Origin of the sequence: Dactylosporangium sp. NPDC051541 (assembly GCF_044454505.1) — a bacterium.
GTDB lineage: Bacteria > Actinomycetota > Actinomycetes > Mycobacteriales > Micromonosporaceae > Dactylosporangium.
The window spans coordinates 213,203-232,611 of record NZ_JBITDU010000011.1; the positions used below are offsets into that span (position 1 = coordinate 213,203).

At 71.7% G+C, this 19,409-nt stretch carries 22 protein-coding genes, 1 tRNA gene and 1 pseudogene; 13 read left to right on the plus strand and 11 right to left on the minus strand.

Translation table 11 applies throughout. The features are described 5' to 3' along the window. Positions 1–28: 28 nt before the first annotated feature. On the minus strand, positions 29–658 hold the full coding sequence (locus ACIA8L_RS39255; RefSeq protein WP_395912637.1) for a response regulator: 630 nt from the start codon (positions 656–658) through the stop codon (positions 29–31). Between the two features lie 80 nt (positions 659–738). On the opposite strand from ACIA8L_RS39255, the gene nhaA reads away from it, so the two are divergent. Next, a complete protein-coding gene (nhaA, locus tag ACIA8L_RS39260; protein ID WP_395912880.1) occupies positions 739–2,577 on the plus strand; it encodes a Na+/H+ antiporter NhaA in 1,839 nt (612 codons plus the stop codon). Here nhaA and ACIA8L_RS39265 read toward each other — a convergent pair. Together ACIA8L_RS39265 and ACIA8L_RS39270 are read right to left on the minus strand one after the other, a co-directional pair. Further along, positions 2,528–3,709 carry a hypothetical protein gene (locus tag ACIA8L_RS39265; protein ID WP_395912639.1) on the minus strand — a complete coding sequence of 394 codons (1,182 nt, stop codon included), beginning with the start codon at positions 3,707–3,709 and terminating at the stop codon, positions 2,528–2,530. The two genes, nhaA and ACIA8L_RS39265, sit on opposite strands and share 50 nt — an antisense overlap. 1 nt (position 3,710) lies before the next feature. Continuing rightward, on the minus strand, positions 3,711–4,211 hold the full coding sequence (locus tag ACIA8L_RS39270; RefSeq protein WP_395912641.1) for a SigE family RNA polymerase sigma factor: 501 nt from the start codon (positions 4,209–4,211) through the stop codon (positions 3,711–3,713). 110 nt (positions 4,212–4,321) lie between these two features. On the opposite strand from ACIA8L_RS39270, the gene ACIA8L_RS39275 reads away from it, so the two are divergent. From ACIA8L_RS39275 to ACIA8L_RS39285, 3 genes and pseudogenes are all read left to right on the plus strand, one after another. Continuing rightward, positions 4,322–4,394: transfer RNA gene (locus ACIA8L_RS39275), tRNA-Arg, on the plus strand. Positions 4,395–4,781: 387 nt separating this feature from the next. After that, a complete protein-coding gene (locus ACIA8L_RS39280; RefSeq protein WP_395912643.1) occupies positions 4,782–5,279 on the plus strand; it encodes a transposase in 498 nt (165 codons plus the stop codon). Continuing rightward, positions 5,280–5,405: pseudogene (locus ACIA8L_RS39285) on the plus strand (transposase domain-containing protein); the annotation flags it as partial. 83 nt (positions 5,406–5,488) lie between these two features. Here ACIA8L_RS39285 and ACIA8L_RS39290 read toward each other — a convergent pair. Continuing rightward, on the minus strand, positions 5,489–5,800 hold the full coding sequence (locus ACIA8L_RS39290) for an EthD family reductase (RefSeq protein ID WP_395912645.1): 312 nt from the start codon (positions 5,798–5,800) through the stop codon (positions 5,489–5,491). A gap of 81 nt (positions 5,801–5,881) precedes the next feature. Between ACIA8L_RS39290 and ACIA8L_RS39295 the strand changes: the two genes are divergently transcribed. From ACIA8L_RS39295 to ACIA8L_RS39325, 7 genes are all read left to right on the plus strand, one after another. Further along, entirely contained in the window at positions 5,882–6,226 is a 345-nt protein-coding gene (locus tag ACIA8L_RS39295) for a winged helix-turn-helix transcriptional regulator (protein ID WP_395912647.1), read from the plus strand. 42 nt (positions 6,227–6,268) lie between these two features. Continuing rightward, entirely contained in the window at positions 6,269–7,279 is a 1,011-nt protein-coding gene (locus ACIA8L_RS39300) for a PhzF family phenazine biosynthesis protein (RefSeq protein ID WP_395912649.1), read from the plus strand. Positions 7,280–7,364: 85 nt separating this feature from the next. Beyond that, positions 7,365–7,934: a dihydrofolate reductase family protein gene (locus tag ACIA8L_RS39305; RefSeq protein WP_395912651.1), complete on the plus strand. Its 570-nt coding sequence runs from the start codon at positions 7,365–7,367 to the stop codon at positions 7,932–7,934. 113 nt (positions 7,935–8,047) lie between these two features. After that, a complete protein-coding gene (locus ACIA8L_RS39310; protein WP_395912653.1) occupies positions 8,048–9,061 on the plus strand; it encodes an ABC transporter permease in 1,014 nt (337 codons plus the stop codon). Positions 9,062–9,133: 72 nt separating this feature from the next. After that, positions 9,134–9,787 (plus strand): hypothetical protein, encoded by a 654-nt coding sequence (locus tag ACIA8L_RS39315; protein ID WP_395912655.1) that lies wholly within the window; start codon positions 9,134–9,136, stop codon positions 9,785–9,787. Between the two features lie 69 nt (positions 9,788–9,856). Next, positions 9,857–11,245 (plus strand): MFS transporter, encoded by a 1,389-nt coding sequence (locus ACIA8L_RS39320; RefSeq protein WP_395912657.1) that lies wholly within the window; start codon positions 9,857–9,859, stop codon positions 11,243–11,245. After that, positions 11,238–11,669, plus strand: a complete 432-nt coding sequence (locus ACIA8L_RS39325; protein ID WP_395912659.1) for a MarR family winged helix-turn-helix transcriptional regulator — start codon at positions 11,238–11,240, stop codon at positions 11,667–11,669. Before ACIA8L_RS39320 ends, ACIA8L_RS39325 begins: the two co-directional genes overlap by 8 nt. Before the next feature lie 15 nt (positions 11,670–11,684). Here the strand turns inward: ACIA8L_RS39325 and ACIA8L_RS39330 are convergent, their stop codons facing one another. Both ACIA8L_RS39330 and ACIA8L_RS39335 read right to left on the minus strand, forming a co-directional pair. Beyond that, entirely contained in the window at positions 11,685–11,930 is a 246-nt protein-coding gene (locus ACIA8L_RS39330) for a hypothetical protein (RefSeq protein ID WP_395912661.1), read from the minus strand. Between the two features lie 148 nt (positions 11,931–12,078). After that, complete coding sequence (locus ACIA8L_RS39335; protein WP_395912663.1) at positions 12,079–13,977, minus strand: CHASE3 domain-containing protein; 1,899 nt, start codon at positions 13,975–13,977, stop codon at positions 12,079–12,081. Positions 13,978–14,018: 41 nt separating this feature from the next. On the opposite strand from ACIA8L_RS39335, the gene ACIA8L_RS39340 reads away from it, so the two are divergent. Then, a complete protein-coding gene (locus ACIA8L_RS39340) occupies positions 14,019–14,711 on the plus strand; it encodes a response regulator (RefSeq protein WP_395912665.1) in 693 nt (230 codons plus the stop codon). Here ACIA8L_RS39340 and ACIA8L_RS39345 read toward each other — a convergent pair. After that, on the minus strand, positions 14,671–15,030 hold the full coding sequence (locus ACIA8L_RS39345; protein WP_395912667.1) for a response regulator transcription factor: 360 nt from the start codon (positions 15,028–15,030) through the stop codon (positions 14,671–14,673). The genes ACIA8L_RS39340 and ACIA8L_RS39345 overlap by 41 nt on opposite strands. Positions 15,031–15,135: 105 nt before the next feature. Next, a complete protein-coding gene (locus ACIA8L_RS39350; RefSeq protein ID WP_395912669.1) occupies positions 15,136–16,620 on the minus strand; it encodes a DUF1996 domain-containing protein in 1,485 nt (494 codons plus the stop codon). A gap of 166 nt (positions 16,621–16,786) precedes the next feature. On the opposite strand from ACIA8L_RS39350, the gene ACIA8L_RS39355 reads away from it, so the two are divergent. Continuing rightward, a complete protein-coding gene (locus ACIA8L_RS39355; protein ID WP_395912671.1) occupies positions 16,787–17,194 on the plus strand; it encodes a VOC family protein in 408 nt (135 codons plus the stop codon). Here ACIA8L_RS39355 and ACIA8L_RS39360 read toward each other — a convergent pair. The 3 genes from ACIA8L_RS39360 to ACIA8L_RS39370 are packed head-to-tail and all read right to left on the minus strand — an operon-like array spanning position 17,191 to position 19,406. Continuing rightward, on the minus strand, positions 17,191–17,610 hold the full coding sequence (locus ACIA8L_RS39360; RefSeq protein WP_395912673.1) for a hypothetical protein: 420 nt from the start codon (positions 17,608–17,610) through the stop codon (positions 17,191–17,193). The genes ACIA8L_RS39355 and ACIA8L_RS39360 overlap by 4 nt on opposite strands. A gap of 57 nt (positions 17,611–17,667) precedes the next feature. Then, positions 17,668–18,333 carry a response regulator gene (locus ACIA8L_RS39365; RefSeq protein WP_395912675.1) on the minus strand — a complete coding sequence of 222 codons (666 nt, stop codon included), beginning with the start codon at positions 18,331–18,333 and terminating at the stop codon, positions 17,668–17,670. Next, a complete protein-coding gene (locus ACIA8L_RS39370; protein WP_395912677.1) occupies positions 18,330–19,406 on the minus strand; it encodes a sensor histidine kinase in 1,077 nt (358 codons plus the stop codon). Before ACIA8L_RS39370 ends, ACIA8L_RS39365 begins: the two co-directional genes overlap by 4 nt. Between the last annotated feature and the right edge of the window lie 3 nt (positions 19,407–19,409).

Below are 19,409 nucleotides of genomic sequence, written 5' to 3' on the forward strand. Positions count from 1 at the left end.
ACGATGAGCAGCAGCAGCCAGAGCGCCTTCACGGCGCGACAACCCCGTTGTTCCAGGCCCAGACCGCGATCCCGACCCGATTGCGCACCGCGAGTTTGCGCTGCACCGCGGATACGTGCGTTTTGACGGTACCGGCGGAAATGAACAACTGTTCCCCGATTTCGGCATTGGTCAGTCCGGCCCCGACCTGGGCGGCGATCTCCAGTTCTCGTTCGGTGAGCGGCTCGGGTGAGGACGGCCGGGGTGCCGACAGATGGCGCAGGAGCTTCACCGTGATGGAGGGGCTGATCAGGCTCTCGCCGGAGTACGCGGCCCGGACCGCCTCCGTGAGCAGGGCCGGCCCGGAGCGTTTGAGCAGGAAGCCGGCGGCGCCGTTGCGAAGGGCGGTGTAGACGTACTCGTCGAGGTCGAACGTGGTGACGACGACCACCCGGGTGGGGCCGCCGGCGAGCGCGCGGGTGACTTCGAGGCCGTCCAGCCGCGGCATCCGGATGTCGAGCAGGGCGACGTCGGGCCGCACGGCGCGGATCAGTTCGAGCGCCGCGACCCCGTCCGCCGCGTCCCCCACGACCGTGATGTCGGGCGCGGCCGTGAGGATGCGCCGCAGCCCGGAGCGGACCATCTCCTGGTCGTCGGCGATCACCACTCGTATCCCCACGATCAACGAGCCTAGACTGCGGCGTTGTGAGCGAGGTGTCCCAGACGCGGCGGAACTTCACCGCGCCGTTGCGCAGTTTCATGGCGACCGAGTCCGGCAGCGCCGGGGTGCTGGTCGGCGCGATCGTCGCCGCGCTGGTGTGGGCGAACGTGGACGCGGACGGCTACGAGCGGGCGTGGAGCACCGAACTCGCGCTGAAGGTCGGCTCCTGGGCGCTGGCGAGCGATCTGCGGACGTGGGTCAACAGCGGCCTGATGACGCTGTTCTTCCTGGTGGTGGGGCTGGAAGCGCGGCGCGAACTGGACCTCGGGGACCTGCGGGACCGGCGGCGGTTTCTGCTGCCGCTGGCGGCCGGGGTGGCCGGGATGGTGCTGCCGGTCGGCGTTTACCTGGCGATCAACTTCGCTGGCGGTGGCGCTCACGGCTGGGGTGTGGCCATGTCGACGGACACGGCGCTCGCGCTCGGGCTGCTGGCGTTGGTCGGCAAGGGGGTACCGGAGCAGGCTCGGGTCTTTCTCCTGACGGTATTCGTCGTCGACGATCTGGTGGCGCTCATCGTGATCGCGGTGGCGTATTCCGAGCACATCGCGGTGATGCCGTTGCTGCTGGCCGTGGCCGTGTTCGGGGTGCTCCTGGGCCTGCGCGCGCTGGGGGTGCGCAGCGGAGTGCTCTATGCGCCGTTCTGCCTGCTGCTGTGGTACCTCATGCTGCGCAGCGGTGTCGACCCCGTCGTCGCCGGCCTGGCGATCGGGCTGACGGCAACCGCGTATACCCCGGCGCGCGGCGCGCTGGAGGCCGCCAGCGGCCTGTTCAAGCTGTTCCGCGAGCAGCCGACGCCCGAGCTGGCCCGCTCGGCGTCCATCGGCCTCACCCGGACGCTGTCGCCCAACGACCGGCTGCAGCGGATGTATCACCCCTGGACGAGCTACCTCATCGTGCCCCTCTTCGGCCTGGCCAACGCCGGCATCCCGATCGATGCCACCTTCCTGGCCCGGGCCTTCACCTCGCCGATCACGCTCGGTGTGCTGGCCGGTTACGTTGTTGGCAAACCCATTGCCGTCGTGGGTACTTCCTGGGCCGTGACCCGGCTCTCGAAGGGCCGGATCCGCCCCGGTGCGGGCTGGGCGGCGGTCCTCGGCAGCGGCACGATCGCCGGGATCGGGTTCACGGTGTCGCTGCTGATCGCCAACCTGGCGTTCACGGGGGACGAACTCGCCGAGGCGAAGCTGGGCGTGCTGGCCTCCGCCGTCATCGCGTCGCTGCTCACGTTCGTGGTGTACCGCATGACGGCCCGCCTCCCCAAGCACAAGCGGGCCCGGGCGCTGCTCGGCGACGCCGAGGTCCTCGTCGACCTGATCCCGCCGGTGGATGTGAGCGTCGACCACGTCCGGGGCGCCGCCGACGCGTCCGTGACCGTCGTCGAGTACGGCGACTTCCAATGCCCCTACTGCGGCCAGGCCGAGCCCGTCGTGCGCGAACTGCTGTCGGACACCGACCTGCGGTACGTCTGGCGGCATCTGCCCTTGACCGATGTGCACCCGCAGGCGCAGCTCGCGGCGGAGGCGGCCGAGGCGGCGGCCGCGCAGGGCGCGTTCTGGCCCATGCACGACCTGCTCCTCGACCACCAGGACGAGCTCAAGCCGATGGCCCTGGTCGACTACGCGGAGCGCCTCGGCCTGGACCGCGAGCAGTTCCACGAGGACCTGCGCAGGCACCAGCACGCGGCCCGGATCGACCAGGACGTGGAGTCCGCGGACCTCAGTGGTGTCAGCGGCACCCCGACCTTCTTCATCAACGGCCAGCGCCACTACGGCGCCTACGACCTGGCCACCCTCACCGAGGCGGTGAAGGTGGCCCGCGCCCGTGCCCTTATCGGCAGGTCCACACATACGCGATCGCGTGGTCTGCCTGGTTCGTGACCGGTAGTTCGCCGGCGATCAGCGACCCATCGTCACTTATCGCATGCACCTGGATTTTGCTGGATGCGAGGGCACCCGGTGGGCCGACCGGGGCCTCCGCCGGTTGCGCCAGCTTGACCCGGCCACGCGGCGTCACGAGCTCGGCGGCCGCGGACGTCTGCGCGACGTACCAGCCCGAGGCGTTCGGCCCGGTGGTGATGGACCGGTCCATCTCCACCGGTGCACCGCCAGTGCGCAGATTCCAGAGCATCTGCCGGTCCGTGCCGCTCAAAATCACCCAGCCATTACGGATGGCGCCGGCGGAAACGTCCTCGTCGCCGCCCACCGCGTCGATCGGCTTGACCTCTCCGCCGGGCAGCCAGACCACCGGCACGTCGTGACCGTCTCGTTTCAGCCCGCCGGCCACCGTCCCGTCCTCGTCGATCCCCCCGACGCGGGCCGGCCCGCTATACCCGGCGGGGACCTTCAACGGGACCGGATTCGGGTCGTCGACGGTCCACATCACCCCTGACCCGCCGACGTAACCCACGATCTGACCCTTGTCGTTGATGCCCACCGCCGCCGCCTTCGCGCCAACGAGGTCCCGCACCTGGCCGTCCTTGTACACCCAGGCGGTGCCGGCGTCGGGGAACTCGGTCGGCGGCCGGGTGCCGACGATCACGCCCCGCGAGTTGACGTCCGTCGGGTTGCGACCCTGAGGGTCCAGGTCGTGCCAGTGCCCGTCCTCCCACCACCCGTATGTCCCGCCGCCGCTGTGGCCGTCCCGGTCATAGCCGGCGGCGACCAGCCCGATCAGATACCGCCCGGTCGGGTCCCCGCCCTGGACCTGGGCGATCGCCGGGTACTTCGGCGGGTTCTCCAGCTGCTTCGGCGTGCACGCCCGGGGCGCCGGCGGCCCCCACGGCACACTCGCCGCCGGTGCCGGGCCGGGCTCGGCACCGCCGCGCTCGGTCACCACCCACACCCCGCCGAGCACTGCCAGCACGGTAACCCCGGCCGCGGCCGCCCGCACCGTGGCCTGCCGCCGCTCCCCCTTGGCCACGGCCCGCCGCACGTCAACGGCCGAAGGCCCCAGCGGATCCCGCCGCAGCGGCGTCAGCAGATCAATCCCAAACCGGTCGTCGTCATCCATCTCACACCGTCCTCTGCAGGTCATCACCGACGAGCTGACGCATGGCCGCCAGCCCCCGAGCCGCCTGGCTCTTCACCGTCCCGGGCGAACAACTCAAGATCGCCGCGACCTCGTCGACGGGCAGGTCACACAGGTACCGCAGCACCAGCACCGCCTGCTGCCGCCGCGGCACCTTCGCCAGCGCCGCCCGCACGACCAGCCCCGTCTCGATCTCAGTCGCCGCCGCCCGTTCCTTCTCCGGCGCCCGGGCGAACAGCCCGATCCGCGCCCACGGCCGCTTCCGCTCATCGAGAAACGTGCGCACGAGCATCTGCCGCACGTACTGGTCGAGGTGCTCCACCGCACTCACCCGAGCCCACCGCCGGTACAGCTTCTCGATCGTGAGCTGCACGACGTCATCGGCCCGGTGCTCGTCCCCGCACAGCAGAAACGCCAGCCGCCGAAGCGCCCCGAGCCGCCCGGTCACATACTCGACGTACTCGTCCTGCGCCTGTCTTCGCATCGCCCTCCCCCATCGGTCGGACTGAAACGAGCACCACCCGGCCGGAGGTTGCACGGATACGCGATTTCGGTCGATGCCCACCTTCCCCTAGACTCGACCTGCAGCACGAAGGCCTCGTAGCTCAGGGGATAGAGCACCGCTCTCCTAAAGCGGGTGTCGCGCGTTCGATTCGCGCCGGGGCCACCGCAGCGCCACCCCCTGCTTCGCGGCGGGTGCCGCTTGCCGTGGCTGCGGTGGATGTTTCGCGCTCGCGTTGCTCGCTCCCCAGTGGGGGGCTAGCCCACCCACGCCCCCCATCGCACGTCCGGCTGGGCATCGTCTCGGTTGAGGTTCGAGCAATTCCCCCGCGCGGGGAGTCATTCGGCATCCGCGAGGCTTCGGCGGGGGCCGGTTCGAGCGGCCCGGGCTTAGGAAGAGCTGATCGCAGTGGTCTAAGTGCCTGTTGGTAAAGGGTCTGGGCGAGGTGGTTGATGTCGACGTGGTCAACCTGCGGCGTGTCCGGAGACATAGAAGGCGGGCTCTTGGTAGATGGGAGGTCTCTAGTCAGCCCGTCCTACCAAGAACCCGTAGATGTCTTCATACCTGCCGGCCGTGCCCGGCGCTAGTTCCACCTGCCCTGGTTGCCTGTGTCGGGACCGGGTCCGCCGCTATCCGTCCGACCTGACCGATGCGCAGTGGAAGGTCCTGCAGCCGCACGCGCGACAGGTGATGGACCAGCTGCGCCGGGCTGCCGGCCGGCCGATGGTCCACGACCTCCGCGCGATGCTCGACGCGGTCGGCTACATCGTCCGCAACGGTATCGAATGGCGGGCGCTGCCGATCGATTTCCCACCGTGGGAAGCGGTCTACGCGTTCTTCCAGCGCTGGAGCGAACGGCAACTGCCACACCTGCTGGTCGACCGGCTCCGGGCCCGGCTGCGGACCGGCGTCGGCCGGGACGTGCAACCGACCGCCGGCATCATGGACGCAATCGGTCAAGGCCGCCGACACCGTCGCCGCCGCGACCCGGGGCTTCGACAACGGCAAGAAGATCAACGGCCGCAAACGCCACCTCGCGGTCGACACTGAGGTGAGCTGACCCGGTTGGTGCCGTTCGAGATGGTCGATGATGTCCTGGCTTCGACCAGGCGAACCGAGGCTCGGGTCCGGTTGTTACCGGCCCGGGTCGTGGTGTATCTGCTGCTCGCTGGTTGCGCCACCTCCTGCTTCGTGGCGAAGCCGCTTGCCGTGGCCGCTGCTGATTCTTGACCTTTCAACCCCCTCACCGACGGGCCGGTTCAGCTTGTCGTTCGGTTTACCTCGTAATGGATGACTGTGGGGCTGGCGGTGGTGTAGTTGGGGACGTCGGCGGTTACCTGGCGGCCCTGGGGTGAGGTTCTGGCCGCGGTCATTGCTTCGGCGTCGGCGAAGTCGGCTTCGAAGACGGCGAAGTATGGGGTCTGGCCCGGCGTTGCTGTCACGTCGAGGCTGTAGCGCCAGGCCAGGAGGCCGGGCAGGCGGGTGACCAAGGGCAGATGGGTGGTCACGTAGTAGTGCCGGAAGTGGTCGGGGTCGGCGGGCTCGGGATACAGGACCACCAGCTTGTGCATGACGTCCTCCGCTTCGGAAATCGAATCGGTCGGGGTGGACGTTACTGTGTCGGATATCGAAGCGACAAGAGGGCGGGGCCAATGACGACACCCAGGCCCGGGCGGCCGGTGCGGGGGTCCAGCACCGGACGTCCGCTGATGGCCGCCCTCGACCTGCTCGGGCGCCGGTGGAACCTGCGCATCATCTGGGAGCTGCAGGACGGGCCCGTCGGCTTCCGCGCGCTGCGGCAGCGCTGCGACAACATGTCCTCCAGCGTGCTGCGGCAGCGGCTGACCGAGCTGCTCGACGCCCGTCTCGTCCGGCAGCAGGCGGACACCGCCTACGGGCTCACCGAGCTCGGGCACGGCGTATATCGGGCTCTGCGGCCGCTCGTCCGCTGGTCCGACGCGTGGGCTTCCGAAATGACAGAGGATGGTGGGGCGTAGCTGCCCTGGCGCTTCGAAAAGCGAATCGCTAACGTGCGCTGCATGGACCGCGTCGAGGCCACGGTGGTGGACGCCTGCACCCGCGACGGGGGCGGTGGCAGCCCCACCGCGGTCGTGATCGACGATGTTGCGCGCACCGACGGCGAACGGCGCGCGATCGCAGCGGCGGCCGGCACGTCACACACCGTGTTCGTCGGCACCGGCGGCGGCGATGTCGTGGCCGTGCGGTTCTTCACCGCCGCGGGTGAGCTCGCCAACTGCGGCCACGGGATCATCGCCGCGCAGGCCGTCCTGCTGCACCGCAGCGGGGCCACCGAGCACCACGGGTGCCAGCGCACCGGCAACCGGACCTTCCAGGTCACCGCCACCCGCCGGCCCGGCGGCGTCGAAGTCTGGTTCGACCAGGGCGTCATCGCACTGCGGGACGGCGCCGGCGCGGTCAGCGGCGGCATCGTCGCGGCACTCGGACTGACACCCGATGACGTCATCGCCGGTGACCTGCGGATCGCCTCGCCCGGCACGCCGCGGCTGCTCGTGCCCGTCCGGGACCGCCGGACGCTGGCGGCGATGCGGCCCGACTTCGCCCGGCTGGCCGACGAGTGCCGCCGGCTCGGCCTGCTCGGCTGCTTCACCTACGCGCTGTCGCCGACCGCAACACCGACCGCAACACCGACCGTCGCCGCGAGCACGAACGCCACCGCGAGCACGGCCGCCACCGCGAAAACGGCCGCCACCGCGAAAACGGCCGATGCTGCGAAGAGGGCGGACGCTGCGAGCACGGCCGACGCCCGCATGTTCGCCCCCGCGATCGGTGTCGACGAGGACATCGCCAACGCCAACAGCGCCGGCTGCCTGGCCGCCCACCTCCTCGACACGTCCGGCGACGGCGGCGTCGAGGTCCGCCAGGGCGACCGGCTCGGCCGCCCGTCGTCGGTCCTCGCGACCGCGACACGAACCCGAGCCGGCATCGTCACCCGAATCGGCGGAGTCGCCCAAGTCGGCGGAGGCGCCCGAATCGGCGGAGTCGCCCAAGCAGGCGGCCGGACCACCTGAAACCAAGCCCGGTGTCGCATTGGCCGGCGGTCGTTCGTAGAACAGGTGCAGGATCTTGTGCGATCGACCACCGAGAGGGACCGGCATGGGCAAGCTCATCTACCTGACGAACCTGTCGCTCGACGGCTACATCGAGGACGAGCACGGCGTGTTCGCCTGGTTGCCGATGGACGACGAGTTGTTCGCGTTCTACACCGACCAGCTGCGATCGGTGAGCACGTTGCTGTACGGGCGGCGGCTGTACGAGGGGATGGCCACCTGGGAGACCGATACCACCCTGGCCGCGCGGTCCGCGGCCATGGCCGAGTTCGCGCGGGTCTGGCAGGCGGCGAGCAAGGTCGTGTACTCCACGACGCTGGCCGCGGTGCCGACGGCCGACACCCGGCTCGAACGGCGGTTCGACCCCGCCGCGGTGCGGGAGGTGAAGGCGGCGGCCGGCGGTGATCTCACCGTGGGCGGCGCCGACCTCGCGGCGCAGGCGTTCCGGGCCGGGCTGGTCGACGAGTGCCGGCTGTTCGTGTGGCCGGTGGTCCTCGGCGGGGGCAAGCCGGGGCTGCCGAGCGGCCTGCGCACCGATCTCGAGCTCGTCGACGAGCGCCGGTTCGCCAACGGCGTCATGTACCTCCACTACAGAACGCCGGATTCGGAGCGCTGAGGCAAGCAGTCGTGAGCTGAGTCGCATCTTAAAGCGAACGTTCGTTCTTGACTGGCGACAGCAAGCAGGGGAGTCTAAAAACAGCGAACGAACGTTCTTTTTAGGAGACTCGCATGGCCGCTCAGGAGCGTGGGAAGTCGTCCGGGTGGGGCCGGGTCGGTGCGGCTGTGCTGCTGCTGACGGCCCTGCTCAGCCTCATCATGGTGGCGTTCGCGTGGCCCGCCACCCGGGCCGGCGTGCACGACATTCCGCTGGCCGTGGCCGGGCCGGCGCCGGTCGCCGCGCAGGTCGTCCAGCAGCTCGAGAGCAAGCGGCCCGGGGCGTTCGATGTGCGGACCGTCGGCGACACGGCGGCGGCGGAGCGGCTGATCAGGGATCGCGAGGTGTACGGGGCGATCGACCTCACCAGCGGCAAGCCCCAGCTCATCATCGCCTCCGCCGCCAGCCCGGCCGTGGCACAGGCGCTGCAGCAGGTGGCGCAGGGGCTGGCCGGCAACCAGTCCGAGGTCGCGGTCCGCGATCTGGTGCCGCTGCCGGTCGACGATCCGCGCGGGGCCGGGCTCGCGGCCGGGGCGTTGCCGCTGGTGCTCGGCGGCATCATCGCGGCCGGGCTGCTGACCAGCCTCATCGTCGGGATGGGGCGGCGGGTGGCGGGGGCGCTGGCCTTCGCGGTCACGGGCGGGCTGGCGCTGGTCGGCATCCTGCAGTACTGGCTGGGCTCCCTCGAAGGCGACTTCTGGCGCAACAGCGGCGTCGTCGCACTGTCCATCGCCGCCACCGCGCTGGCGATCCTCGGGCTGGAGTCGCTGCTCGGGGTGCGGGGGCTGGCACTCGGCGCGGCCACGATGATGCTGCTGGGCAATCCGCTGTCGGGTCTCACCAGCGCGCCGGAGATGCTGCCGTCGGGCTGGGGGACGTTCGGGCAGTACCTGCCGCCGGGTGCGGCCGGCTCCCTCCTGCGCAGCACGGCCTTCTTCGACGGGGCCGGGGCCGCGCCGCACGTCTGGGTGCTGGCCGCGTGGGCGGTGTTCGGCCTGCTGCTGGTGGTCCTCGCCGGCGTGCGCCGGAGCCGCCGGCCGGCTCCCGAAGGCTCACAGGTGGTTGCCAAGGTCCACGCGGCGGCGTGACAGGCAACATCGCGATCGTTGCTGGTGAGCGGCTCCCCCGGAGCGGGCCGCCGGACCCGCGGGAGCGACGCCATGAGCAGCCAGACGACCGACCAGCAGCCCGCCGCCGCCCCCGTCTGGGCGAGCGCCGCGCAGCCGGAGCCCGCCGGACTCGCGCCGGCGGCCGTCCCCGCGCCGGCGGCGAAGTCCTCGAAGGTGAAGACGGTCATCGTCGGCGTGGTCGCGGCCCTGGTGATCGGCGGGGGCGGGTTCGCGGTGATCAGAGCGGCGAGCGGGGACGCCACCGCCTCGACGGCGCCGGCGGGCGGGCCCGGCGGCATGGGCGGCGGCCAGGGCGGGCCGGGGATGGGCAATTTCAACAACAGTGGGCTCTCCGGTGCGCTGTACGGGGACTTCACGGCGTCCGACGGCAATGGCGGGTACACCACGAAACGACTCCAGACCGGAACCGTCACCGACATCAGCACCACCTCGATCACCGCGAAGAGCGCCGACGGGCGCGCGACAACGTTCGTCATCGGCTCGTCCACCAGCATCGACAACGGCAACGACGCCGTGTCCGACATCAAGACCGGTGACACCGTGACCGTCGTCGGCACTGTCAGCGGCGACACGGCGACGGCCACGACGATCACCGACACGGCGCTCAACCAGGCCAACGGCGGCGGCCAGCAGAACGGCGGACCGCAGAACGGGCAGCAGCCGGGCGCGGCGCCGACGAACTAGGGCGTGATCTGAGCCGCAAAATACCGCGACGCGTGGCGCCGGACAGTTGGTTGTACGACCATAACTATTATGGTCGTACAAACACGTGGCCGGCGCCTGCTCATCCTCGCGATCTGCTGCATGAGCCTGCTCATCGTCGGGCTCGACAACACGATCGTGAACATCGCGGTGCCGGCGATCGGACGCGACCTGGACGCGCCGCTGTCGGGGCTGCAGTGGGCCATCGACGCGTACACCCTCGTGCTGGCCAGTCTCCTGATCATGGGCGGCTCCACCGCGGACCGGCTCGGGCGGCGGCGGATCTTCCAGCTCGGGCTCGTCGTCTTCTCGATCGGGTCACTGCTCTGCGGGCTGGCGCCGACGCTGGAGTGGCTCATCGCGTTTCGCGTGGTCCAGGCGATCGGCGGCTCGATGCTCAACCCGGTGGCCATGTCGATCATCACCAACGTCTTCACCGACCGGCGGGAGCGGGCCCGGGCCATCGGCGTGTGGGCCGGCGTCGTCGGCATCAGCATGGCGCTCGGGCCGGTCGTCGGCGGCCTGCTGGTGCAGACCGTCGGCTGGCGGACCATCTTCTGGATCAACGTGCCCATCGGGATCGCCGCGGTGGTGCTGACCGCCCTGTTCGTCCCCGAGTCGCGCGCGCCCAAGCCCCGCCGGGTCGACGTGCCAGGACAGATCATCGTGTTGGTACTGCTCGCGAGCGCGACCTACGCCATCATCGAGCACGAGCTCATCGCCGGGATCGTCGCCCTGATCGCCCTGGTCGCCCTGCTCGTGGTCGAGCCGCGCCGCCCCGAGCCGCTGGTCGACATCACCCTGTTCCGCAGCCCGCCGTTCGCCGGGGCCACGGCGATCGCCGTCGCCGCGTTCGGGGCACTGGCCGGGTTCCTGCTGCTCAACACGCTGTACCTGCAGGACGTCCGGCACTTCTCCCCGCTGCACGCCGGGCTGCTGACCCTGCCGATCGCCGCGATCACCGTCGTCCTCGGCCCGCTCTCCGGCCGGCTCGTCGGCGCCCGCGGCCCGCGCCCGCCGCTGCTGGTCGGCGGGGCCGGCATCCTGACCAGCGGGCTGCTGCTGAGCGGGCTCACGGCGCACACGCCGCTGTGGCAGATCCTGACCGCGTATGTCGCCTTCGGCATCGGGTTCGCCATGGTCAACCCGCCGATCACCGTCACCGCCGTCTCCGGCCTGCCGACCGCGCAGGCGGGTGTGGCCGCGGCGTTCGCGTCGACCAGCCGCCAGTTCGGCTCGGTCCTGGGCATCGCCGTCCTCGGTGCGGTGGTGACGGCCGGCCTGCACGGCCGCGCGATGGCCGACGGCTTCAGCCCGGCCAGCCACGCCGGCTGGTGGATCGTGGCCGGGTGCGGCGCCGCCATCCTGCTCATCGGTACCCTCACAACCAGCCCTCGGGCCCTGAGCCGCCAACCGGAAGCGGAGCTGGTCGATGCCTGACACGGACGACGCCAAGGCCGCCGCGGTCTGGCAGGCCATACTGGCGTTGGTGTTCGAGCGCAACGACCGGCGCAAAGAGGTCAGCGAGGCCCTGGACATGAGCTACCTGCGGGCCAAGGCGTTGCGCCGCCTGGCCGGCCAGCCGATGACGATGCGGGAGCTGGCCGCGCTCCTGCAGACGGACGCGCCGTACATGACGGTGGTCGTCGACGACCTGGAGAAGCGGGGCCTCGTGCGCCGGGAGCCCCACCCCTCGGATCGCCGCGCCAAGCTCGTGATCCCGACCGACCGGGGCCGCCAGGAGGCCGCCCGGGCCGAGCGGATCCACGGCCGCCCACCGGCCGAGATGCTGTCGCTGACCCCGGCCGAGCTGGACGAGCTGGCCCGCCTGCTGGCCAAGCTCGACGGCCAGCCGGCCGGATAGCCGGCCGGCTAGGGCCTAGACGGCGGCGGGTGTGAAGGCCCGTCTGCACACGGAGCGGGCCCACTGGATGCGGTTCAGCGCCACGTCGGGGCGGTCGCCGAAGACCTCGGCGGCGCGGGCGTAGCACTCCTCCGGGCCGAGACGGTCCAGGGTGGCGTTCACGGTCGCGCGGACGGTGGCCGTGTCCGGGTCGGAGAAGCAGGGCGTGTTGGAGACGAACAGTGCCATGCACAGCACCGGTTCGACCGGGCGAGTCGTCATGGTGGATCACCTGTTCAAGGGGGTGTGAAGGACTGTTCCACCGTGCCCGCGGACGGGTGTCCGTTGCCTCGTGGCCAGCGGGGTTTCCCTGGTCGGAAAACCCGCAGGCGCGGATACCGGCTGGCCACCATAGGGGCCTCAACGCACCTCACCCCCGCGGGGGAGTCACGAGCGGGATGTCGATCGTCAGGCGGGTGCCGGAGCCGGGCCGGCTGGCGATCTGCATCGTGCCGCCCAGCGCGGCCACGCGGTCGCCCAGGCCGGTCAGGCCGGTGCCGGTGGCCGGGTCGGCGCCGCCGACGCCGTCGTCCTCGATGGACAGGCGCAGGCGGGCCTCGGCGATCGCGGCCCGGACCGTGATCACCGACGCGTTCGCGTGGCGGATGGCGTTGGTGAGGGCCTCGGCGACGATGTAGTAGACGCCGATCTCGACCGGGGCGTCCAGGCGCGACGGCAGGTCGAGGCGGACCTCCACCGGCACCGGCGAGCGGCGGGCCAGGGACTTGATGGCCGGGCTGAGACCGCCGTCGGACAGGATCGACGGGTGGATGCCGCGGGCCAGTTCCCGCAGCTCGTCGATCGCCTCGGCCAGGTCGGTGCCGATGCCGTGCAGGCGCTCCCGCAGGCCGTCGGCGACCTGGCTCTCGGTCGCCCGCAGGGCCAGGAGCAGGGCGATCAGCCGCTGCTGGGTGCCGTCGTGCAGGTCCCGCTCGATGCGCCGGCGGCTCTCGTCGGTGGCCGCCACCACCCGGGCCCGGGATGCGGTCAGGTCGGCCCGGGCCTGGGTGTTGGCGATCGCGCTGGCGACCAGCTCGGTGAACTCGGCGGCCCGCTCGGCGTCGTGCTGTTCCAGGGACTTCGAGCACGTGGACAGGGCCTTCAGCGCGCCCCAGGTGCGGCCGGCGACGAGGACCGGGGCGCCGATGGCCGAGCGGATCGTCGCGTCGCCGAACTCGTGCCGCAGGAAGTCGGCGCTGCGCAGGCCGGCCATCCGGATCGGGCGGCCGGAGCGCAGGACCTGGCCCGCGATGCCGCCGTGGTCCAGCTCGACCGGGCCCAGACCGATCCGGTGCACGGGGTCGTAGCTCCAGCTGGCCACGACGGTGGCGCTGCCGTCGGCCTCGAAGCGCAGCAGCACCGCCGCGTCGGCGCCGAAGAGCTTGCCGGCCTCCTCGGTCACGGCGGCGAAGACGTCCTCGGCGGGCCGGCCGCGGGCCGCGACGGTGGCCACCCGGCGCAGTGCCGCCTGCTCGGCCGCGACCGCCCCGAGCAGGCCCCGGTTGCGGTCGAGCGCGGCGACCATCGCGTTGAACGTGCGCTGCAGCGCCCCGACCTCGACCGGCGCGTCCGTCGCCACCCGCACCTGCAGATCACCCCCGGCGACCCGGTCGGCCGCCATGACCATCCGGTGCAGCGGCCGCACCACCATGACCGCCAGGGAGCGGGTCAGGATCGCGACCGCGAACAGCGCCACCGTCAGCCCGGAGACGCCGGCGACCAGGGCCTGCCGCCCGGCCCGGCTGGCCGCGGCGTGCATCCGGTCGACCGTCACCCGCTGGGTGTTGATGAACTCGTCGAACTCGGCCCGCAGCGCGGCGATCTGCTTCTGGCCGTCCATGATGGACTGCGGGTCGATGTTGGCCGGCTCGCCCGCCTCGTCGTCGGTGATCGCCGGGTCGGCGTAGTTGTCGAGGTAGGCGGTGACGTCGCTGTTGAGCCGGGTCACCCGGGCCGCCTGGACCGGGCTGCCGGCGACCGACGAGGCGAGCTCCTGCTGGCGCAGCGGGATCTGGCGCTGGGCCCGCACCCACGGCTCCAGCAGCGCCCGGTCGTGTGTGAGGGCATATCCGCGGCGGCCCGCCTCCACGTCCAGGACCAGGCGCTCCAGGGTGTTGCAGGCGGAGACGGCCCGCTCGGCCCGGGTGACGACCATGACCGAGGTGCGCAGCTGATAGACCGACACGAGGATGACCGCGAAGGCGACCGAGATCATGACGGCGAACAGGGCGCTGGTCGCCGCGAGCCGCCCGGTCATCCCCCCGCGCATGGGTGGTGTCTACCCAGCTCTGCGGGGATATGTTGGATTTGATGGCATTCGAGGCGAGCACGGCACTGCGCCGGTCGGTAGTGATCGCGGACGATGACGTGCTGCTCCGGGAGGGGCTTGCGAGCCTCCTCGACCGGCACGGGTTCGCCGTGACCGGGCTCGCCGACGACGGGCCGCACCTGCTGGAGCTGGTCGAGAAGGCGGCGCCGGACATCGCCGTCGTCGACATCCGCATGCCCCCGACCCACACGACGGAGGGGCTGTCCGCGGCTCGGGAGATCCGCCGGCGGTTCCCGCGGGTGGCGATCCTGGTGTTGTCGGCGTTCGTGGAGGTCGAACACGCGATCGAGCTGCTGGCCAGCGGCGAGCGGATCGGCTACCTGCTCAAGAGCCGCGTCACCGACGTCGACGACTTCGTGGAGACGCTGCATCGCGTTTTCGACGGGGGTACCGTCGTCGACCCGGCCGTCGTCCAGGAGCTCGTCGCCGCCCACCGCCGCCGCGACCCCCTCGACGTGCTGAGCCCCCGGGAGCGCGAGGTGCTCGCCCTCATGGCCGAGGGCCGCTCCAACGGCGGCGTGGCCAAGGCGCTGTGGGTCACCGAGGGCACCGTCGAGAAGCACGTCCGGTCGATCCTCACGAAGCTCGACCTGCCCGAGACCGACGAGACGCACCGCCGGGTGCTCGCCGTGCTCACCTTCCTGGAAGCGGCTTCGTCCGCAGCAGGCCCGTGATCGCCCCGCCGGACAGCTGGTCCTTGGGCAGGTAGCCGATCGCCGGACTGTCGGCCAGCAGCTCCGCCAGATCCTCCCGGGCCAGGCTCGACACCATGATGACGGCCCGGTCGCGGATCCGGGCGGCGAGCTCGAAGCCGCTCTCGGTGCCGAGGCCGACGTCTACCAGTACCACATCCGGATCTTGCTCTTGCACCGCTCGCAACGCCTGACGGCTGTCCGCGGCGGTCGCGACCACGGCAATGCCCTGCTCGGCGAGGAGCCGGCGGGCACTGGCCCGGAACCGCTCGGAGTCGTCCACGATCACACAGCGGATCATGTCTGCGACGGTGCCACGGCCGGGGGTGGATCGCCCTTGCTGCTACCAAGAACTTTGGAGAGGCCACCCGTGGCGGCGGGTGACCTCTCCGGCTCTGCACCAGCGCTAGAACGTCCCCTGGGCGTTGCACTTGTAGCCCTGGTCGAGGCAGTCGCGGACCCGCTGCGCGAGCGCGTCGGGCTCCCAGGCGTTGAAGAAGTCGGCGTGCATCGAGAAGCCGTTGCCGGACGAGAGGGTGATGCCGCCGGTGTCGGTGTTCAGCGGATACGCGATCACGAACGACACCGACGGGATCGGCACCGGGTGGCCGGCCGGGCAGGCCCCGGTGGAGTCGCCGTTGGCCAGGTGCGCCTTGTGGTCGGGGCTGTCCAGGTGGACGCCGTCCCAGCAGTCCGGGAACGTGATCTGGCGGACCAGCCCGGCCGTCTTGGCGCAGATCGGATACTGGCCGTCCGCCGTCCGCCCGATCTCGCCGCCGGCGCCCGCGCACCAGAAGTGGTTGCCCTGCTTGTCGGGGGTGTCGCTCTGGTTCTTGGCGTCCCCGGTGATCATGCGCAGGCCGAACGGGAACGGCTGGGTCCGGCTCGGGTCCTTCAGGCGGGAGCCGTAGTAGACGGTCACCTCCTTCGGGTCCACGACCTTGCCGTTCTGATACAGCGTCGGAATCCAGTACGCCGAGTGGTCCTGCGCGGGCGTGCACGTCGTGCCGGCCGCGAACAGCGAGTCGGCCGTCGAGTTCGCGCCCGTCGACCGGTTGCCAAGGAACGTGTGGTCGTGCGAGGCGCCGGCCAGGCCCGGGAACACGATCGGATCGTCCGGGGCGTGATGGCTGACCGTGCACGTGGCGTGAAACTCGGGGACCTTCACCGGGTTGTTCGTGATCGGCGCCGGCCGGCGCGCGAAGAACGCGGTCGTGTCCGCCTTCTGCTTGGCCGCATCGACGGTGGGCCAGCCGTTGCCGGCCGTTGAAGAGCCGGCGGGGGTACTGGCCGAAGGCGCGACCGAAGCCGACGGCGACCCCGGGACCGTCGCGGTGGGGGTGCGCTTGAACTGCAGCCAGTTGACGTTGATGAAGTCGCTCGCCTGCGCGCTGCGGAGCACCAGGAACACGGTCTGGAAACCGGTCAGTTCCGTCGTGCTGACGGCCGTCTTCGTGGTCCAGTTCTGCCAGCCGCCGGTGTACCCGACCGGGATCCCGGCCAGCAGCTCCCCGTCCTGCGACCCGGCCCGCAGCTCGATCGTCCCACCGGCCCGGCTGCCGGCCGCGACCCGGACACTGGCGTTCAGCGAGCCGGCCCCGCCGAGGTCGACGTTGTCGTAGCGCATCCAGTCCCCGCCGGCGAGCCAGCCGACGTTCCGCCCGCCGCCGGTGTCGCCGGTGTTCTCGGTCCGGGCCCCGCTCTGCGCATTCCACGCCTCGGCCTGGACGACACCGGCGGTGTCGATCTGCTCGGCCCCGGCGGTCGCGGTGAGCACGACGGTGAAGGCCAGCGCGCCGGCGACGGGCACGGCGAGCAGCGCCAGCAGGGTCCGGCGCCGCTTCGGCTGGCGCCGGGGCGGCACGAGGTACGCGTTACGCGCGGTCGGCATGAGGAAGGCCCTCCAGGGGTGCTGAGGCATGCGACTGCCTCGTACGTAAGCAGCTGGAGAGCGCTCTCTCAAGATTTCGGCCCAGATATAAGTCGAACGTAAAACTCGGCTAAGCCCCGTGTCAGGCGCCCCGCCGACCACCGGCCGGTTGGTGGATCATCGACGGATGCGGCTTCGGATGGAACTGTTCGTGGAGGACATGGGCGTCAGCGTCGAGTTCTACCGGGACGTGCTCGGGTTCGCGGTGGAGCGGCGCGCCGAGGACTACGCGAGCCTGCGCCGGGGTCTGGTCGTGCTCGGGCTCGGGCCCGTGGCGAAGCTGCCCGCGGAGGGGGACGGCCAGGGGTTCAGCAGGCAGCGGCTCAGTGCCGGCAAGGGCGCCGGGGTGGAGATCGTGCTGGAGCTCGACGGCCTGGACGAGCTCCGCGCGCTCCACGAACGCTGTCAGGAGCGGGCCGTTGTCAGCACGTCGCTGGAGCTGCGGTCGTGGGGTCTGTACGACTTCCGGCTCGCCGACCCGGACGGCTACTACCTGCGGATCACCCACGGCGACGCGGCCGCGGCACAGCCCTAGCAATACTCCCGCAGGGCGGCGAACTGGGCCGTGGTCAGGTAGGAGGGGTTGGAGCCCTGTGGCTGCCGCAGAACCTCCAGGTCCGCGAGCCGGCCGTCGGCCCGCAGCACCTCGCGCCGCAGCCGCCGGTCCGGTGGCCACACCTCCAGGTCCAGCGGCACCCACAGGCCGCCGCCCGGCTCGTCCCGCTGCGGTTCGCCGTCCAGCCGGCCGACGCCCCACACGCCGTAGGGCAGGCCGGCCCGGGAGCCGCTGGCCCAGAACACCACGGGCTGGCCGGCGCGCATCAGGGCCGTGCGGTAGCTCGGCTGTACACACCAGCTGCGGATACTCGGGTCCCGGGCGAAGCGGCCGGCCAGGTCGGTCTGGTCGGCGTTGCCCTTGACGAGCCATGCGCCCAGGTCGTCCGCTGTCACCCTCGGTCCCGCCACAGCGGACATTATTTCCGCCGGCGACGCGCGGGCGCGCGGCCCCTATCCGGTGGCCTCGCGGTAGAGCAGGGCGGCCTGGACGCGGTTGGTGCAGTCGAGCTTCGTCAGGACCCGGCTCACGTGGGTCTTGACGCTCGGCTCGGTCATGTTGAGGCGGGCGCCGATTTCGGCGTTGGCGAGGCCCTCGGCGACCAGCCGGAGCACGTCCGACTCGCGGGGGCTCAGCGTCGACAGGCGTTCGCTCACGGCGCGCCGGCGTTCGGCGTTCGCGGCGCCGGAAGGGCCGATCAGGCCGATGACCTGGCGGGCCACCGGCGGTGACAGGTACGCGTCGCCGGTGTGGGCGGAGCGCACCGCCCGCACCAGTTCGTCCGGCGTGCACGTTTTCAGGACGTAGCCGGCGGCGCCCTGGCGCAGGGCGCGCAGGACGCTCGGCTCGTCGCTGAACGACGTCAGCACCACCACCGCCGCGCCGGGACTGACGACCCGCAGCGCGGGCATCGCGTCCAGGCCGCCCAGCAGCGGCATCCGTACGTCCAGCAGGACCACGTCCACGTCGACCCGGCCGGCCGCCGCGATCGCCGCCGCGCCGTCCTCGGCCACCGCCACCACCTCAAGGTCCGGGGCCGACTCCAGCACCGTCCGGATGCCCGCGAGCATGAGGGGTTCGTCGTCGGCGACCAGGACCCGGACCCGGTGCTGGTTCATCCGGCGACACCGACCAGCAGCGCCAGCGGTACCAGGCCGAACATGATGCCGGCCAGGGCGACACCCACGAACGCGGGCGGGCGGGCGGCCGGCGTGGCGGGGAAGACGGCCCACAGGCGGAACTCGCCGCCGACGACCGCATGGCCGGCCAGGCCACCGGCCAGTTCGGCCCGCTCGGCCAGGCCCAGCAGACCGCGGCCGGGCGCCGCGACCGGGCCGGGCGGCACCGGGTTGACCACGGAGAGCAGCAACGCGTCGTCCTCCCACTCGAGCCGCACCGCGATCGGGGCGCCCGGGGCGTGCTTGCAGCCGTTGGTGAGACCCTCCTGCACGAGGCGGAACGCGACCGCGCCGACCTCCTCGGGCGGCTCCGGCCGGCAGTCCCCGAGCGTGAGGTCGACGGGAACCCCGGCGGTGCGGGCGCGCGTCACGAGGTCGGTGATGGCGGCCAGGCCGGGCCTCGGGGCGCGCAGGCCGCCGATCACGTCGTGCAGGTCGCCGGCGGCGCTGCGGGCCTGCTCCGCGAGGCGGCGGACGGCCTCCTGGTGCGGGGCCGGGAGCTCGGCCACCTCCAGGGCCGCGGCCTGCATGGACACGAGGCTGAGGCGGTGGCCGAGGGCGTCGTGCATGTCCCGGGCGATGCGCAGGCGCTCGTGCGTGGCCAGGGCCGCCGCCTGCCGTTCCTGCTGCGCCACATAGGCGCCGACCAGCAACGGGACGAACCCGAGGGCCACCGAGACCATGATCACCGAGGTCGGGTTGGGGGCGCGGAAGAGCTCGGCCACCACAAAAACCCCAAGAGCAGAGCACAATGCGGCGGGGGTACTGCCGGTGCCCCGCCCGGCCCGATACGCCGTATACGGCAGCAGCGTCCCCGCACCGCCGGTGACCAGGGCCGGGAGCAGCGCGGCCAGGAACGCCAGCGCGGGGCGGCGCTGCGACAGGGCCAGGATCGCGGCGACCACCGCGGCCCAGACCGGCAGCAGCCACGGCCGGACGGTGCCGGCATGCGCGAACGTGAGCACTGCGCTGTCGAAGCCGACGATGCCGACCGCGGCGAGGTATCGGCGCATGCG